The organism is Moritella sp. 36 (assembly GCF_018219415.1).
Taxonomy (GTDB): domain Bacteria; phylum Pseudomonadota; class Gammaproteobacteria; order Enterobacterales; family Moritellaceae; genus Moritella.
The window spans coordinates 3,827,523-3,845,981 of record NZ_CP056120.1; the positions used below are offsets into that span (position 1 = coordinate 3,827,523).

The following is an 18,459-nucleotide window of genomic DNA, read 5'->3' on the forward strand; positions in this document are numbered from 1 at the left end:
TATATACCCAAGCTACTTCAAGATACTTGGGTATAACACTTTACCAATTAAGCCCTTAATGCCTATTATTATGCTATCGCAATACGATGGTTATATAAAATGGCTCTAAGGGCTTTTTTAATACTACAGATCACTCATCGCATTACCTACCAAGGAACAAGGAAGCACCATGACAGGTTATTTCATCCAAGCATTCATCTACCTGTTTGCTGCGGTTATCGCCGTACCGATTGCCAAACGTCTTGGGCTGGGCTCGGTACTCGGATATTTAATTGCTGGGGTTATGATAGGCCCAGTGACAGGGCTAGTTGGCAATGAAGCAGCTACTATTCAGCATTTCGCTGAGTTTGGTGTAGTCATGATGCTATTTTTGGTTGGCCTAGAATTAGAACCCCGTATGCTCTGGGATATGCGTCATCGCCTTATTGGTTTAGGTGGCTTACAAGTTGGCTTAACGACGGCTGCAGTAATGGGGATCGGCCTTGCGCTTAATTTAGACTGGGGACTTGCCCTCACTATTGGTTTAGTATTCTCACTATCCTCAACCGCGATCGTATTGCAAACCTTTAACGAAAAAGGCCTGACCAAAACCGAAGGGGCACGCTCCGCATTCTCGGTATTACTGTTTCAAGATATCGCCGTGATCCCGATGCTGGCGCTAATCCCATTATTAGCCATTCCTGAACTGGTTGAACAAGCACAACATGCCGTACAAGCAGCCAGTACGCAGCATGAAGAATTATCCTTAGTCGCCAATATCTCCGGCATTTATTATGCCCTCGTGATCATAGTGGCCATCACCGGCGTAGTGGTCGGCGGTCATTACTTAAGTCGTCCATTATTTAAATTTGTGGCAAGCTCTAAAGTACCAGAAATCTTTACCGCTACCTCATTAATGCTTGTCATTGGTATTGCTGCCATCATGAACTTAGTGGGTCTGTCCCCAGCTCTGGGCGCATTCTTAGCCGGTGTAGTATTAGCAACCAGTGAATTTAGACACCAACTAGAAGCCACCATCGAACCATTTAAAGGCCTGTTGCTCGGGTTATTTTTTATGACCGTGGGCGCTGGTATTGATTTTAATATCTTGTTTAACGAAACCAGTACCATTTTATCCATTACACTCGCGTTAATGTTGGTCAAAGGTTTAGTGCTATTTATCTTAACGTTGGTCTTTAAGATCAAAGGCAGTGACCGTTGGTTATTAGCCCTCAGCTTGGCGCAAGCGGGTGAATTTGGCTTTGTATTAATTGGCTTTACCGTGAACAACCACGTACTGCCGATTGATCTAGCACAGACCTTATCGCTGTCTGTTGCCCTATCTATGTTCTTAACACCCGCGTTATTTATCTTTTATGACCGCGTGATCCAGCCCCGCTACGTCGATAAAACCAATCAACAAGCAAACGATGATATCAATGAACAAGGTGATGTGATCGTGGCAGGTATCGGCCGTTTCGGCCAAATTGTCAATCGCCTGTTGGTTGCTAACGGAGTTAAAACAGTGGTACTGGATCATGATGTCAGTATGATCCAAAGAGTGCGATCATTTAAGATGAAAAGTTATTTTGGTGACGCCACTCAACCCAGTTTGCTAGAAACAGCGGGCATCGCGAACGCCAGTTTATTCATCGTCGCGATTGATGATAAAGTCAGAGCTGTTGATCTCGTACGTTACATCAAGCAACATTATCCACAAGTCAAAATATTAGCGCGTGCTTATGACCGTGGACATGGCTATTCCCTGCGTCATGCAGGGGCAGATCATGTGGTCAGTGAGACCTACCATTCAGCCTTGATACTTGGATCACACGCGCTGACTAACCTGGGTTTCAGTGAACAACAAGCAAAAGACCTGAAGATCACCTTTAAAGAAATAGAAAAACAAAGTAAAGCAACCTTGTATCAAACCTGGTTGAATAACAGTGAAGACGACAAGTTTAATACCGCTTATCGTGACCTGTATTTACAACTCGAAGATAGCTTAGCAGACGTGATGAAAAATAGAGACAAGTCTGCAACAGCGCTAAATAACGAAATAGATAAGGTAGAATAGATAGTATGACACCAGCAGTTAAATTAGCTAAAAAAGCAAAAGTAGCCCATAAAACCCATGAATATAAACACGATTCGAATGCAGAGTCTTATGGTTTAGAAGCGGCGGAGAAAATGTCCGTCGCCGCCGAACGCATATTCAAAACACTAGTGGTGGATGTCGGAGATAAGAAACTCGTTGTTGCAGTTGTCCCAGTAACGGCAATGCTTAATTTAAAATCCATCGCTAAAGCGGCAAAAGCTAAAAAAGCGATAATGGCAGATAAGAATGATGTAATGCGCTCGACTGGTTACGTACTTGGTGGGGTTAGTCCCTTGGGGCAAAAAAAACGCTTACTCACTGTCATTGATAGCTCAGCAGAAACACATGAGACTATTTATGTCAGTGCAGGTCGTCGAGGCTTAGAAATCGAACTAAGCCCGTTAGACCTAAAGCAGCTAACCAATGCTGAGTTTGCTGCTATTAGTAGTGAATAATAATGAATCCGTAGCTCTAGAAGTCATACCTTGCAGCTACGTGCAGCTGATCTTCATCGCCATCAACACCTAAAATGGCATATTCAGTAACGACTCGGAAGTTGGGATTAAACTTATAAGCAAGGCCAAGAGCTGTTTCATCAACGGTATTTTTACTTATATTATCCGTATCACGTTGTTTATAGGTAAAGGTGCCTGTTATTTTATCCAAGGTGTAAGCGAGAGATAACTCATAGGCAGTCCAATCATCTGAATTCTTAGCAGATGTGTTATTTGGTGTATCAACAGAGGTACTATCCCCAACAATAGAGGCAGTTAACCCTTGGTACTTATAACGTGCTGCAAGTAGAAAGGTGGATCTATCATAATCTGGGTCTGCAGTATAATCTTTTGTCATAACACCTGTATAGGTTGACCCTAACTCAAGACCGAAGTCGAAAGCATAAACACCACCAATCGAATAACTTGATTGACTATTGTTGCCACTACTACCATCAACACTGGATTCCGGTTGAATATGTGCAACTAAGCTAAGGGCATCATCAAGCACCTTGGTTTCTAGTTTTAAAATATTGGTTTGTCGACCTAAATTACCTAGTGCGGGATTACCAGAATAGTTAGTGGTACCGGCATCAGCCCAATCCGCAATAATTTCATCTGCGGCATAGTTACGACCAAAGGTCAGCTGCCCCCAATCATTTTTTAATCCAGCATAAATCAAACGCGTTTTAGAGGTTGAATTAGCGTCACTGTTATCTCTGGATTCAAATTGCATCTCAATATGCGCAAGCGCATTTAAATCCTCCGTTAAATTTGAAGAGGCCTTAAAACCAGTACGAAAATAGCTATCTGAGCGACCATCACTTTTTTTTCCTTTACCATCTTGGTAAAGATAAGCAGCATAAGCACGGCCATACAAATCAACCAGGTGAGCATCATCTTTGTATACATTAACAGAAGCTTGTACCGTCGGAACAAGACTAGCTAGTATTGCTGTTACTAATAATGTCTTTTTCATGATTATTTCCTGTGTATTTTAAAGTTGCATTGGTGACGTATTACCAAGTTATAAGTTTTAGTATTATCGGTAATACCGTACTTCTGACTTTTGCTCAATTAGCAATGAATAGTAGTCCTTAGCGATGAAATTGAGGTTGAAACCGTCAGCGCGATATAAAAAGGTGATCCACATCTTAATTTTAGAAGCAAAAAAGCCCAGTAGATCACTCTACTGGGCTTTTATCTAACCTAAACCTAGTTACGCATTTAGGCTCAGAGTCTCATTAAAGCGATGTACTAATTAATACCATAATTAAAACAGGACAAACAAACTTCACATACAATGGCCATACCTTCCAGAAAATACCATTTACGTCAGCGCCGTCTTGACCTTTAATTTCAGCCAACAAGCTATTACGATGCCATACCCAACCCGTAAAGATAGCCAGACCTAAACATATAAGCGGTTGTATCATTTCGGTTGATAGCGTGATCATGAAGCCAAACATCAAATCAAAATTAGTCACAACAACCATAGCTAGTGTTGTCAGACCGACGCCAACAACCCAAGTTACTTTCTTACGTGGCAGGGCTGTTTTGTCCACGATATAGCTGGTCGGCACTTCGACTACCGAAATTGCCGATGTTAATGCAGCTACTGACATCAACGCAAAGAAGATGGTAGCCACAATATGCTCGGCCGCGCCCATCGTCGCAAACAATGCTGGAAGAACTGTAAATACCAATGTATCTGAACTTAGTAAGTTTCCGTCAGCATCAAAGATAATGACACCGTTATGCTTAGCTACATACATTGCAGGCAGGATTAACATCGCCGCTAAGAAGGCGACGCCTGTATCCATAAAGGTCACCTGTACCGCTAACTTACCGATGTTCTCTTTTGGTTTAAGGTATGAGCCATAAATCATCATCACCCCCGTACCAATAGATAACGAGAAGAATGTCTGACCAAGCGCACCAATGAGTACATCTGAGTGCATTACTTTTTCAAAGTCAATCGTAAATAACGCCGCAACACCTTCACTCGCACCGGGTTGGAGCAAGATATACATCACGCTCGCAATCAAGATAGCAAATAATAATGGCATTAAACGCTTTGACCATTTTTCAATACCATCTTGTACGCCTTTTTGAATTACATAAATAGACATTAATGTAAATACTAAGGTAAATACGATATTACGAGATAATGAGAAGTCGATTAACCAACGGCTTGCCTCCTCGGCACCAAGCATAGCCGCAATCGGTGCCAGTGTGTTACTGACGAACCAGCCAGAAAGTATGGCATAAAAGCTGAATATCAGCACAGCACAGATAATTGACGCGAGACCAATCAAACGACCAATCATTTTTGTTGCAGAAGATCGGCCTAGTTTAGCCATCGCATCTGCTGGATTAGTTTGACCGTGACGACCCACCATTAGCTCAGCAACTAACATAGGGTAACCAAGTACAAAGATCAGAAACAGATACACCATTAAAAATGCACCGCCGCCATTACTGGCCGCTTGCGTAGGGAAGCCCCAAATATTACCAATGCCAACAGCAGAACCTGCCGCAGCCATTATAAAACCAAAACGAGAACCAAAATGGCCTCGAGATGCACCATCATTATTCTGTATTACAGCCATTTATCCGTACCAAGTTTGCCAAATTAAATTCAAGGTAGAATTTACACCTAAAAACGACAAAACAAAAGGAACCAAAAACCAAGAAGTAGTTGAAATGCAGTGTTAAACTCCAGGTAAATAGCAATTAGAAGCAACTAAAAACCCCAATTTACAAAAGTGTTCACATTTAATTGCGCGAACAGTATTGATTCATCGCTGAAATGGCAGCTATTACCAATCCGCTTAAATATAAAAAATAATACTTTAATCAAAACATCATCAAAATTGCTTACTATGCGTACTTAATATGTACAACAATCATTTATACTCACCCCTAGGTAGTATTTAATTTAATACAATATAAAAACAATAAGGATATTTATGTTAAGGAAAATAGCAGTCTTACTTGGGCTATACATGATCACCCCAGCCTTAATGGCAATGAGCCAAGTACCCACAGAACGCCATACTATTATTCAATTCACCAATAGCACGCCACATACCCTGTATGCGTATATTGAAGAAGGTAATAATACCGAATTGTTAACAGCAGAAGTGATGCCATTGAGCACTGTGGATCTAGCAGGTATAACCCGAACAAGCAGTGAAGATAATATTGCAATTTCACTGAGTAACGCAGATTACAGCTTTAGCTTAACTCAAAAAGTAACTGGCGGTGAGATTGCCTTTGGTCTAGACAGTAATGAATTGACTATCGAACCACAAACGGACAGCGCAATTCAGCGTTTTGAGATCCAACTTGCCAACAGAAAAAATACTATCGCCTTCAATAGTGAAAAGCTAAATAAAGGTGGCAAAATCAATTACGTATTACAACAGCATGATCAGAAACCTACTATTGGACCTGGTAATGAATTTAGCTTATTAAGCTACAACATTTGGGAGACCACAATATTCGGTTCTAAAAAAGTAGGTACACGCCTAACGGAAATGCCAGAAGTTATGTCCGGTTATGATGCCTTGGTACTCACAGAGGTCTTTGATCTAATTAGAACAAAAAAATTACTTAAACAGCTCAGTAAAGAATATAGTTTTACCAGCAGCGAAATATTCAAATTAGGAAAAATCATGCTGTCAGGTACGCGTATTTTAACGCCTTGGCCTGTAGAAGAAGAGAAAAGTCTAAAGTATACCAGTTGTAATGGTATTCAGTGTGCCGCAACCCGTGGTGTTATTTATGCCCGCATTAACAAGCAAGGTCACATTTACCATCTGTTTGCAACTCACACCCAATCATCTGATGATGATAGCAACCGATCTGCGCGTTTAGCCCAGCTAGAAGAAATGGGAGCATTTATTCGAGCACAAAATATCCCTGCTGACGAAGCCGTCATTTTAGCCGGTGATTTCAACGTCAACAAAATAGGCTTACCCGGCGATCGTGATCAAATGGAATATATTCTTAATGCCACCGAACCTGACAACAAAGGGCACAACCTCTCTTTTGATTCCAATACTAACTATTGGGCAGAAAAACCTTATTTAGAATATCTTGATTACACACTAACAGGAAATGACCATTTACAGCCAATCAGTGCAAGCCAAGAAATATTCGCGCCTCGCGTAGTAACCGAATCACTGTGGGGGATTTGGGACTTATCTGATCATTACGCAGCTCGCGGGTATTTTATCTACCCAACAGAAAAATAACAGCAGAATACACTGTTAATTAATATCTCAGCATCTATTCACTTTAGATGCTGAGATAACCGCTTAAAACTCACAATTACTACTAGATGGATATTCAAAACTAGGCAGTTTCATTGTTTTTAACCTGAAACACTCAAAAGTAGCACTAAAATTAATTTGAGCCCCTTAATATAAGTGTGATCTGCACATACAAAATAATTGCTAATGAATTGTTAAAAACCTATAAACTACCCATTTATAGCTACATGTGTTATTTATCGATGACTATATGAGCAAATATAAAACCACAACTTACAACTTCCAAAGCACAAATAACTAAATTAAGTTTAAAAAATCAAAAAATACAGAGTAAACACAAGAAACAGTTCAATAAACACACAAATACGGTAACAGTTAATAAAAAACACGTAAAACATCAAATTATTTTGATAAATGCGGGTATTTTTTTAGGTTCGAGGCAAAAAAGCGATCTGCATCACTTTAAATAAAATTCAGATCATTATCCTATGCAGCAATTAAGATACAGCGCAATATTACAGGTGAAAGAGAAATGTCAGAACAAGCCACTACAACAATCACGAACGGCACTACGAATGCTGCTAAATGGAACAAAGCAGACACAGAATGGGTATTAAGTCTATTCGGCACAGCAGTAGGTGCTGGTGTTTTATTCTTACCTATTAAAGCAGGTTTAGGTGGTTTTTGGCCGTTAGTATTTCTAGCATTGATTGCAGGCCCAATGACATGGTTCGCGCATAGATCACTTGCTCGCTTCGTTCTATCATCAAAAAATCCAAATTCAGATATTACAGATGTTGTTGAAGAACATTTTGGTAAAGGCGCAGCAAAACTAATCACGTTTGCTTATTTCTTTGCTATCTACCCTATCGTATTAATCTACGGTGTTGGTATTACAAATACATTTGAAAGTTTCATTGTTCACCAACTTGATATCTTCACTGAAATCCCACGCCTAGCGGCTGATGGTGCACCGATGCTTAACGAAGCTGGTGTTCAACTTATGGATAAAGTAAGCGGTATTCCACGTTGGTTACTATCTGGTGGTCTAATTTTAGCAATGACTGCACTGATTCTATTCGGTAAAGAGTTAATGCTTAAAGCGACATCAGCATTAGTTTACCCATTAGTATTCATCCTGTTCGGTTTATCTTTATTCTTAATCCCGAGCTGGAACACAACGATGTTAACAGTTGTTCCTGAAGCATCTTCGTTCTTACCTGTTATCTGGTTATCGATTCCACTGATTGTGTTCTCATTCAACCATTCACCAGTAATCAGCCAGTTTGCTAAAGCACAACGTGAAACTTACGGTGACAACGCAGTAGTAAAATCAGACCTTATCTGTAAACGTGCAGGTCAAATGCTACTTGGTTTCGTTATGCTATTCGTATTCTCTTGTGTGTTATCACTATCACCAGAGCAACTAGCAGAAGCGAAGGCACAAAACATCTCAATCCTGTCTTACCTTGCAAACGTACATGACTCAGTATTAATTCAATACTTTGGTCCTTTCGTAGCATTCGCAGCGATTACGTCTAGCTACTTCGGTCACTACTTAGGTGCTCAAGAAGGTCTAAACGGTCTAGTTAAACAAGTTATGCCGAAAGCATCAGAGAAAAAAATCGGTACATTCTCTATCGTATTCATCGTACTGACTACATGGGTTGTAGCGATTATCAACCCAAGTGTACTAGGCCTTATTGAAACAATCGGCGCACCAATGATTGCTGCTATTTTGTTCCTAATGCCAATGTACGCAATCAAGAAAGTTCCAGCGATGCAAAAATATGCTAGCAATAAAGCAGCAAACATCTTTGTTACTATCTGTGGTCTACTAGCTATCACTTCAGTTATCTACGGCGCATTCTAAACCGCTGTTAACTGTAATGAAAAGTACTGCAATTAACAGTACTTAAGTTAATACAAAACGAAACCGGCGAGCATCTCGCCGGTTTTTTTGTGCTTACATTTTATAAAATTAATAATTCTTATAGCTAAAAATGACATGTCGACCTTAGCGAGCAACTCTTTATACAGTAAACTGATAACACGTCTGGTGTTGATACGTTTTTTCAGGTTGAAGAACTACATTGGGATGGTCCCAGTGCGGATGATTTACCGCATCAGGTACAAACTGAGTTTCTAGCGCAATACCTGCGTAATCTTGATACTCGCCTCCACGACGATTTGGCGTGCCAGCTAACCAGTTTCCGGTATACAGCTGCATCGCTGGTTTAGTGGTAAACACACTTAAAGTAACCACATTATCTGGCGATGTTAAACTTGCCGCTAACGCCCCTTGCAAACAGCTTTTATCTAACACAAACGCGTGATCGTAACCTTTTGCTGCTTGTTGATGTTTATCTAGCATGAAATCTTGAGCAACAAGCTTCGTCGTGATGAAATCAAAATGACTGCCTTGAACGCTCAGCCACTCACCAGTCGGAATGCCGACGTCATCCGTTGGCACAAAGACACCACTATTAATGCTTAAGCTATGCGTTAACGCTGATTGCCCACTATCCGCACCCAGTAAATTAAAGTAGGCGTGATTGGTTAAGTTGATTGGTGTCGCTTTGCTGGTTTTCCCGTGATAACTGAGCACCACCGTATTATCTTCAGTCAGCTGATATTTAACTTTAACTGTGAGTTCACCCGGAAATCCTTGATCACCATCAGGAGAAACTAGCTCAAATTCAACACTGTTTTCCCCACTGTTTTTTTCCGAATTATCCGTCGCTATCCATCGGCGTTTATCAAATCCATAAGTGCCTCCATGCAAGGTATTACCAGCCTGATTAATATCGACTTGATGCGCAACCCCAGCAATAGAGAACTGACCTTTTGCGATACGGTTAGCTACTCGCCCCACGGTCACCCCCATATAACTTTGCTGTAATTGAAAGTCTGACATATGACTTTGACCAAGCAATACTTCTCGCAATTCACCATCTACAGGTACTTTGCAGCTTAACCACGCAGCACCGATATCCATGAGTACGATAGCCATACCGTTATTATTTTTCAGTTCGAACAACTGAGCTGGGCGGCCATCAACAGCCACCTCAGCAGTCATGCTGTCGAACAAGTTTGTTTGCTCATTCATCATCATGCCCTATTATCACGATCTAAAGTGTTGCGACTAAGCCTGCACCATTTTTTGCTTGGCACACATAGATGGATTCTTTTAAACCAGTCGCTGGCTCATACAGTTCTTCAACCGCACGACGCACTGAATCAAGTAATGCAGGTGGCACTAAGGCAACAATACAACCGCCAAATCCGCCACCCGTCATACGCACACCACCATTAATACCGACAACGTCTTTCACGATATTAACTAAGGTATCAACTTCTTTTACCGTGATCTCAAAATCATCACGCATTGATGCATGCGATTCAGCCATCAGTTCTGCCATGCGTTTAATATCACCTGCAGCCAATACACTTGCCGCTTCAACGGTACGATCATTTTCGGTGATCACGTGGCGAGCGCGTTTCGCCACCATGACATCAAGTTCATGCACTTTAGCATTAAACATTTCAATAGACACATCACGTAACGCTTTCACCCCAAATATACGTGCCGCTTCTTCACACTGTTCACGGCGAGTATTGTATTCAGAATCCACCAGCCCACGTTTTTTATTCGAGTTAATGATCACTACAGACATGTTTTCTGGCATTGATACCGCTGTAGTTTCAAGACTACGACAATCAAGTAACATGGCATGATTTTCATTACCTTCTGCCGACACCATTTGATCCATGATGCCGCAGTTACAACCAACAAATTCGTTTTCAGCTTGCTGACCGTTTAACGCAACTTCTGCTTGGCTGATATTTAAATCATATAGATCTTTAAATGTTTGACCGATAACCACTTCCAGCGCAGCAGATGAACTGAGTCCAGCACCTTGTGGCACATTACCTGTTACCGCAATGTCAGCACCTTTAAATTCAAAACCACGTTCAAGCAAACACTTCACTACACCACGAATATAATTCGCCCACATTTTATTGTCTTGAAACATAATAGTCTGGGTAATATCAAATTCGTCCGTTTCATTACCGTAATCCACAGCAACCACACGTACAATATTGTCATCACGGGTAGCCGCTGCCACCACGGTTTGATAGTTGATTGCACAAGGCAATACAAAACCATCGTTATAATCGGTATGTTCGCCAATCAGGTTCACACGACCTGGCGCTTGCACAATATGAGTCGGTGCGTAGTTAAGAACTGAATTGAATGCATTTTTTACGTTTTGAATTAAATTGGTCATCGGTGCCTTCCACACTTTGTAGGGGTCTGAGTTTCTCGTCGAGCGCAGTATCATCACACTGCGTTTACCGACTTTACTTACTATCTTTTTTTATTATGACGGCGGTTTTTCATCACAGCTATTTTCCATCAGTCATCGCTGTTTATAAACGTTCTTTATAATGTACGTCGCTCACATCACGCAGTTTTTGCGCTGCTTGCTCGGCCGTTAAATCACGCTGACTTTCAGCTAACATTTCATAACCCACCATGAATTTACGTACCGAAGCAGAACGCAGTAATGGCGGATAGAAAAGTGCATGTAATTGCCAATGATCTATATCCGTCCCTTCCTCAAAGAATGGCGCGTAATGCCAGCCCATTGAATAAGGGAATGAGCATTGAAAGAGGTTGTCATAACGGCAAGTGAGTTTCTTAATGGCTAACGCTAAGTCATCACGCTGTTCATCTGTTAATTCACTCATACGACGAATGTGTGTTTTTGGCAGTAGCATGGTTTCAAACGGCCACGCCGCCCAATATGGTACAACAGCAAGCCAATGTTCCGTCTCAACGACAGTACGTTCACCGTCTTTTAACTCTGATTCAACGTAATCAACTAATAAACTCGAACCATGCTCTTGCTGGTATTCTTTAAGCAGTTTTTCTTTACGCTCAATTTCATTAGGTAAAAAGCTATTCGCCCACACTTGGCCATGCGGATGCGGTTGCGAACAGCCCATCGCAGCGCCTTTATTCTCGAACGCTTGCACCCATAAGTAATCTTTACCTAATTCCTCAATTTGCTCATTCCAGGTATCAATAACACCGCGGATTTTTTCAACAGGTAGTTCTGGTAATGTTTTACTGTGATCCGGCGAAAAACAGATAACGCGGCTTAACCCACGTACACCTTCGGTCTTAAACAACGGGTTAGTTGATTTTGGTGCTTCAGGTGAATCAGGCATGAGCGCGGCAAAATCATTACTAAACACATATGTGCCGTCATAGTTTGGATTTTCATCACCGGAAATACGTTTGTTAGTCGGGCATAAAAAACAGGTTTTTTCATACGTCGATAACTCGGCTGTATCAGGTTCTTCACCTTGACCACTCCACGGACGTTTTGCTCGGTGTGGTGATACTAAGATCCACTGACCCGTTAATGGGTTATAACGACGATGTGGATGATCAATTGGATTAAATTCTTGGCTAGATTCCGACTTATATTTAGAGTTAGACATGAGATTAATATCCTTGTTGATTCGTTGACTGCCAGCGCCATGTATCAGCACTCATTTCCATCACAGTGCGCGTGGCTTTCCAACCGAGATCTTGTTCGGCTTTTGCTGTATTGGCCCAGCACTCGGCAATGTCACCAGCGCGGCGTGGACATAATTGGTAAGGAATTGGTTGGCCTGATACCTGTGCAAACGCATTCACCATTTCTAATACACTTGAACCTTTACCTGTGCCGAGGTTATAAATATGTAATCCCGATTTTTGGCCTACCGCGGTTAATGCGGCAATATGACCATCGGCTAAATCCATAACGTGGATATAATCTCGAACCCCCGTACCATCCGGTGTTGAATAATCATCACCGAACACTGACAATGATTCGCGACGACCAACTGCAACCTGCGCAATAAACGGCATTAAGTTATTTGGGATCCCTTGCGGATCTTCACCCATGGTGCCAGACGGATGAGCGCCAACCGGGTTGAAGTAGCGTAGTAAGGTAATGCTCCAATCATTTTCAGCATCAAAAAGGTCAGAAAAACATTCCTCGACCATAAATTTACTGCGACCATAAGGGTTGGTCGTCGCACCTGTCGGGGAATCTTCGGTAATTGGTACAACCTCTGGATCACCATAAACGGTCGCCGAAGAGCTAAATACGATGCTTTTCACATTGGCGTTACGCATTGAGCGTGCCAACACGAGTGAACCATTTACATTGTTATCGTAGTATTCCAATGGTTTTTGCACTGATTCACCAACCGCTTTTAACCCTGCGAAGTGAATAACCGATGCGATCGTATGTTCAGTGAAAATTTGGTCTAGAAAGGTTTCGTCACGCACGTCACCTTGATAAAAAATAGGGCGAACCTGCGTTAATGCTTCAATACGATCGAGTACCGCCAATTTACTGTTATCTAAATTATCGATAATAATAGGCTCAATGCCTGCTTCAATCATCTGCACACATGTATGGCTTCCAATATAGCCCATGCCACCAGTTACCAATATTTTCACAACGAATTCTCCCGCAATTTTAAGACACGAAGTCAGTGGTTCTCTAAAATATTTGAGTACCCTACCGATCAAATGTAAACGTTTCCACAAAAACAACCGCCGATTAGTAAAGTTTTACTAAAAATGAGATTTAGGTATCAAAAATTTCATTTATTCCGTAAAATACCCCACTATAAAAGAACAATAATGAATGGGCTGGAGGATGAATGGCAACATTAAAGGAAATAGCCAACGAAGCTAAGGTTTCATTAGCGACGGTATCGCGTGTATTAAATGAAGATCCAACATTAAGTGTAAAAGAAGAAACCAAACGACGTATCTTTGAAATAGCAGAAAAGCTGGAATACAAAACCAGTTCAACGCGAAAACTGGCAAGCGCATTACCTGCGAAAATAAAAGAGCATCTGCACTTTCTCGCCCTGTATAATTACAAGCAAGATACTGAAATAAATGACCCTTATTACCTGGCTATTCGTCACGGCATAGAAACTCAATGTGATAAGTTTGATATAGCCCTGACCAACAGTTACGAGAGCAACCTCAATATTAAGAACTCGCAAGTAGACGGGATCTTATTAATTGGTCGTCAAAGTAAAGAACAACTAACGGCGATAAAAAAACTCACTAAAAACATTGTTTATATTGATTACACAGATCATGAAGAAGCCTTTGACTCTGTCGATATCGACCTAGCTAGAATCAGCAAGCAAGTTATTAATCACTTTACCAATCAAGGCTATAGCCGCATTGGCTTTATTGGTGGTCAGGATGATATTGATACACCGGATATCCGTGAACAAGCCTTTAGCGAATATGGTCAGCTAAAAGGCGTCGTATTGGAATCAGATTTATACCGCGGTGACTTCTCAAGTTCATCAGGTTATAAACTCGCGAAAAAGATGCTTGAAACTGATTATCCGAATGCTTTTTTTATCGCGTCAGATTCAATCGCCATCGGTGTATTACGCGCTATTCATGAGCAAGGTCTATCCATACCTAACGACATAGCCTTGATCAGTGTTAACGATATTCCGACCGCTAAATTTACTTTTCCATCGTTATCAACGGTACGTATTCATTCAGAATTAATGGGGAGCCAAGGGGTTAATTTATTGATTGAGCGCCGCCGAGATGAACGTGTGATCCCGATTAATGCGTATATTCCAAGTAACTTACGTTTACGCGATACCACCAAGAAATAGCATGAACTAAAATCAAAGCAGCATATCGCTATGCTGCTATCCCCCCCCTCTTCTTTCTTACCCCCTTTCAAGCGACTTCTTAACATTCCCTCTACCCGTTCACTTTACAGCATACAAATTAGTTACATTACAACCTTGAGTTAACGTTATCTAGCTCACAAAAATTAGCATCTACTGTGATCCAGTTAAAAGTAAAACAACCTCCCGCTTTGTTTTACTAAAACTTTAGTTAACATGCTTTACCAGAAGCAATTTGCTAAATTTTTTAGAACTATCGCTATCGTCTTGGAGGCTACACGTGAACAATTGGGAAAACTTCTTCCGCCTGAATGAAAATAGAATGGCACCGCGTGCTTACTTTTTCTCATACGACTCAGTACAAACAGCAAGAACATTCCAACGTGAATTAAGCAGCCACTATCAACTTCTAAGTGGCCAATGGAACTTTAACTTTTTCACTAATCCGCTGCTTGTACCTGACGAATTTTATTCTCAGTACATGATCAACTGGGACAAGATCACCGTTCCAAATATGTGGCAAATGGAAGGCCATGGCGATCTTCAATATACCGATGAAGGTTTCCCATTCCCGATTGATGTGCCTTTCGTACCAAGTGATAACCCAACTGGTGCTTACCAACGTACATTCACGTTGGGCGATACATGGAGCAATAAGCAAACCATCATCAAGTTCGATGGCGTTGAAACTTACTTTGAAGTTTACGTTAACGGTCACTATGTTGGTTTTAGTAAAGGCAGTCGCTTAACGGCTGAATTTGATATCTCAGAATTTTCCCAACAAGGTGAAAACTTACTGGCCGTGCGTGTAATGCAATGGGCTGATTCAACTTACATTGAAGATCAAGATATGTGGTGGACAGGCGGTATCTTCCGTGATGTTTACTTAGTGGGTAAAGAACAAGTACACGTGCAAGATCTTACCGTCTGTACTGACTTTGATGATACTTACCAAAATGCGACCCTGTCTTGTAAAGCGGTGCTAGAAAACTTAACACCGGATCCAGTGGCTAATTATTCACTCGAATATACCTTATATGATGATGCAACAGCGCTGGCAGAAGGTAATATCAAGTCATTGGATTTTGCTTCGACTCAAAATGTAAACGTTACCATTGATCTGGTTAACCCTATTCACTGGACTGCTGAAAATCCTCACTTGTATCAATTAGTACTGACACTAAGAAACGAACAAGGCGAGGTACTTGAGATCATCCCGCAGCGTGTTGGTTTCCGTGATATTAAAGTGCGCGATGGTTTGTTTTACATCAATAACAAATACGTCATGTTACACGGCGTTAACCGCCACGATAACGATCACCTAAAAGGGCGTGCTGTCGGTATGGAGCGTGTTGAGAAAGACATCATCTTGATGAAGCAACACAACATCAACTCAGTACGTACCGCACATTATCCAAATGATCCCCGTTTTTACGAGCTGTGTGATGTATATGGTTTATTCGTGATGGCCGAAACCGATGTGGAAACCCACGGTTTTGCTAACGTGGATGACTTGAGCCGTATCACTAATGATCCAGCTTGGGAACTGGTATTCGTTGAACGTATCGAACGCCACATCCATGCTCAAAAAAACCATGCCTCTATCATCATGTGGTCGCTGGGTAATGAATCTGGTTATGGCTGTAACATCAAAGCTATGTATGCAGCTGCAAAAGCAATTGATGACACACGCTTAGTGCATTATGAAGAAGACCGTGATGCCGAAGTGGTTGATATCATCAGTACCATGTATTCTCGCGCGCAATTAATGAATGCCTTTGGTGAACACCCACATAACAAACCACGCATCATTTGTGAATATGCGCATGCTATGGGTAATGGTCCAGGCGGATTGACGGAATACCAAAACGTGTTCTACAAACATGATTCTATTCAAGGTCATTTTGTTTGGGAATGGTGTGACCACGGAATTCTGGCTAAAGATGAAAGCGGCACTGAATTTTTGAAATACGGTGGCGATTACGGTGATTACCCAAATAACTATAACTTCTGTATGGATGGTCTGGTTTATTCAGATCAAACACCGGGTCCGGGGTTAAAAGAATACAAGCAAGTAATTGCACCTGTGAAGATCCGCGCGAAAGATGCGACAAACGGTATTTTCACTGTTGATAACAAGCTGTGGTTCTCAAACCTTGATGATTACACCATTACAGCTGAAATACGCGCCGAAGGTGAAACACTACAAAGCACTACATTTAAAGTAATCGAACTAGCAGAAAACAGCAGCCGTGATATTGAAATTACCCTGCCAGAGTTAGATGGTCGTGAAGTATTCATTAATTTCACGGTACGCAAAGACTCTCGCACGCGTTACAGCGAAGCAAACCACGACATCGCAATTTACCAAATACAATTAAAAGAGAACACCCAACAACTACCTACATTCGCGAATAGCAATTCCATTGCATTAGACGTAGTTGAATCTCGCTTAAATTATGTGGTTAAAGGGCTAAATTTTGCAGTTAACTTCTCTAAAGTGAACGGTAAATTAACATCATGGTTGGTTAACGGCGAAGAGCTGATTGCCAGTTCACCAAAACTGAATTTCTTCAAACCTATGGTTGATAACCACAAACAAGAACACGATGGTTTGTGGGAACCTGCTCACTTGCACATAATGCAAGAGCACTTCCGTTCAATTGCGCTTGAAGAAATAGACGGTAAAGCGATCTTCACCGTGACCAGCATTATTGCACCACCGGTATTTGATTTTGGTATGCGTTGTACTTACGTGTACGAAGTGAATAAAGAAGGCCAAATCAACATTCAACTTGCTGGCGAACGCTACGGTAAATACCCACATGTTATCCCAGTACTTGGCTTAGATTTAGGCATCAATAATGACTTCGACCAAGTGCAATACTACGGTCGCGGTCCTGAAGAAAACTACCAAGACAGCCAGCAAGCTAACATGATTGATGTGTACAAAACGACAGTTGCAGATATGTTTGAGAACTATCCGTTCCCACAAAACAACGGCAACCGCCAACATGTACGCTGGGCATCATTAGCAAACCGCCAAGGTACTGGCTTGTTTGTGAAACCAGAGCAAGAAATTAACTTCAGTGCTTGGTTCTACACCAACCAAAACATCCATGAAGCACAACACACGATTGAACTTGAAAAGAGCGGTTACATTACCGTGAACCTTGACCACAAATTGATGGGCTTAGGGTCAAACTCTTGGGGTTCGGAAGTATTAGATTCATACCGTGTGTACATGGATAAGTTTAACTACGCATTAACGCTAGTCCCTTTTCACCAGGGTGGTTGCAAGTCAAGCGCACTCGCAAATCATACGTTCACAACAACGGACGACGCGATTCAAGCACACACTCTTATTGGCGGAGATAAGTAATGATCGTTTTAGATAATTTAGACCAATTCAAAGTGGTATATCGCGATGGCCGTAAATGGCATCGCTGCATTGAAGCAATTGAGAACATCGGCAATCTAAGAGATGGCGTGATGTACTCTATCGGCGATTCGTTGGTGTACATGATTGAAGATGGCATCGCACGTAATACCGAAACCTTTGAAGGCAATCGTCGTTACTTTGATGTGCATTATTACTTAGCAGGCCGTGAAACGGTAGAAATAGCAGACAAGTCTGATCTTGAGTTAGTGCAAGTTTACTCCGATGAAACTGACCGTGAATACCTGACAGGTCACGGTGAAATACAGCAACTTTGTGAAGGCCAAGTCGCTGTATTTGATAACTCAAAAGCGTACCGATTCCACGGTGATAATACGGTGCGAAAAGTGGTACTGAAAGTCACAATCGAAGACGGCTATTTTTTGAATAAATAATTAAATAAGTAGTTGAATAAATAGC

General features: G+C 41.4%; 13 protein-coding genes. 7 read left to right on the plus strand and 6 right to left on the minus strand.

Annotation, left to right across the window (positions count from 1 at the left end; genetic code table 11):
* Window positions 1–169 precede the first annotated feature (169 nt).
* Together HWV03_RS16865 and ybaK are read left to right on the plus strand one after the other, a co-directional pair.
* Window positions 170–2,056 carry a monovalent cation:proton antiporter-2 (CPA2) family protein gene (locus HWV03_RS16865; protein WP_211676942.1) on the plus strand — a complete coding sequence of 629 codons (1,887 nt, stop codon included), beginning with the start codon at window positions 170–172 and terminating at the stop codon, window positions 2,054–2,056.
* Between the two features lie 5 nt (window positions 2,057–2,061).
* Window positions 2,062–2,532, plus strand: coding sequence for a Cys-tRNA(Pro) deacylase (ybaK, locus tag HWV03_RS16870; RefSeq protein ID WP_211676943.1), 471 nt, complete (start codon window positions 2,062–2,064; stop codon window positions 2,530–2,532).
* 16 nt (window positions 2,533–2,548) lie between these two features.
* Here the strand turns inward: ybaK and HWV03_RS16875 are convergent, their stop codons facing one another.
* Together HWV03_RS16875 and HWV03_RS16880 are read right to left on the minus strand one after the other, a co-directional pair.
* Complete coding sequence (locus HWV03_RS16875; RefSeq protein WP_211676944.1) at window positions 2,549–3,550, minus strand: porin; 1,002 nt, start codon at window positions 3,548–3,550, stop codon at window positions 2,549–2,551.
* A gap of 265 nt (window positions 3,551–3,815) precedes the next feature.
* Complete coding sequence (locus HWV03_RS16880) at window positions 3,816–5,183, minus strand: sodium-dependent transporter (RefSeq protein ID WP_211676945.1); 1,368 nt, start codon at window positions 5,181–5,183, stop codon at window positions 3,816–3,818.
* A 360-nt stretch (window positions 5,184–5,543) separates the two neighbouring features.
* Here HWV03_RS16880 and HWV03_RS16885 point away from each other — a divergent pair, with 360 nt between their 5' ends.
* Both HWV03_RS16885 and HWV03_RS16890 read left to right on the plus strand, forming a co-directional pair.
* A complete protein-coding gene (locus HWV03_RS16885; RefSeq protein WP_211676946.1) occupies window positions 5,544–6,833 on the plus strand; it encodes a sphingomyelin phosphodiesterase in 1,290 nt (429 codons plus the stop codon).
* A 550-nt stretch (window positions 6,834–7,383) separates the two neighbouring features.
* On the plus strand, window positions 7,384–8,724 hold the full coding sequence (locus tag HWV03_RS16890; RefSeq protein WP_211676947.1) for an aromatic amino acid transport family protein: 1,341 nt from the start codon (window positions 7,384–7,386) through the stop codon (window positions 8,722–8,724).
* 159 nt (window positions 8,725–8,883) lie between these two features.
* On the opposite strand, the gene galM is transcribed toward HWV03_RS16890, so the two are convergent.
* The 4 genes from galM to galE form a co-directional block, all read right to left on the minus strand.
* Window positions 8,884–9,960, minus strand: a complete 1,077-nt coding sequence (gene galM, locus HWV03_RS16895) for a galactose-1-epimerase (RefSeq protein ID WP_342357595.1) — start codon at window positions 9,958–9,960, stop codon at window positions 8,884–8,886.
* A gap of 22 nt (window positions 9,961–9,982) precedes the next feature.
* Window positions 9,983–11,143, minus strand: a complete 1,161-nt coding sequence (gene galK, locus HWV03_RS16900) for a galactokinase (protein WP_211676948.1) — start codon at window positions 11,141–11,143, stop codon at window positions 9,983–9,985.
* A 142-nt stretch (window positions 11,144–11,285) separates the two neighbouring features.
* Window positions 11,286–12,365 (minus strand): UDP-glucose--hexose-1-phosphate uridylyltransferase, encoded by a 1,080-nt coding sequence (locus tag HWV03_RS16905; protein WP_211676949.1) that lies wholly within the window; start codon window positions 12,363–12,365, stop codon window positions 11,286–11,288.
* A gap of 4 nt (window positions 12,366–12,369) precedes the next feature.
* The gene (galE, locus tag HWV03_RS16910) at window positions 12,370–13,380 is read right to left on the minus strand and encodes a UDP-glucose 4-epimerase GalE (RefSeq protein ID WP_211676950.1); all 1,011 of its coding nucleotides are present in this window, start codon (window positions 13,378–13,380) and stop codon (window positions 12,370–12,372) included.
* 206 nt (window positions 13,381–13,586) lie between these two features.
* Here galE and ebgR point away from each other — a divergent pair, with 206 nt between their 5' ends.
* The 3 genes from ebgR to HWV03_RS16925 all read left to right on the plus strand — a co-directional run bounded on the left by ebgR (window position 13,587) and on the right by HWV03_RS16925 (window position 18,434).
* Complete coding sequence (ebgR, locus tag HWV03_RS16915) at window positions 13,587–14,582, plus strand: transcriptional regulator EbgR (RefSeq protein WP_211676951.1); 996 nt, start codon at window positions 13,587–13,589, stop codon at window positions 14,580–14,582.
* Window positions 14,583–14,880: 298 nt separating this feature from the next.
* Window positions 14,881–17,982, plus strand: coding sequence for a beta-galactosidase subunit alpha (ebgA, locus tag HWV03_RS16920; protein WP_211676952.1), 3,102 nt, complete (start codon window positions 14,881–14,883; stop codon window positions 17,980–17,982).
* Window positions 17,982–18,434, plus strand: coding sequence for a beta-galactosidase subunit beta (locus tag HWV03_RS16925; protein WP_211676953.1), 453 nt, complete (start codon window positions 17,982–17,984; stop codon window positions 18,432–18,434). The genes ebgA and HWV03_RS16925 overlap by 1 nt, the downstream gene beginning before the upstream one ends.
* The last annotated feature ends 25 nt before the right edge of the window (window positions 18,435–18,459 follow it).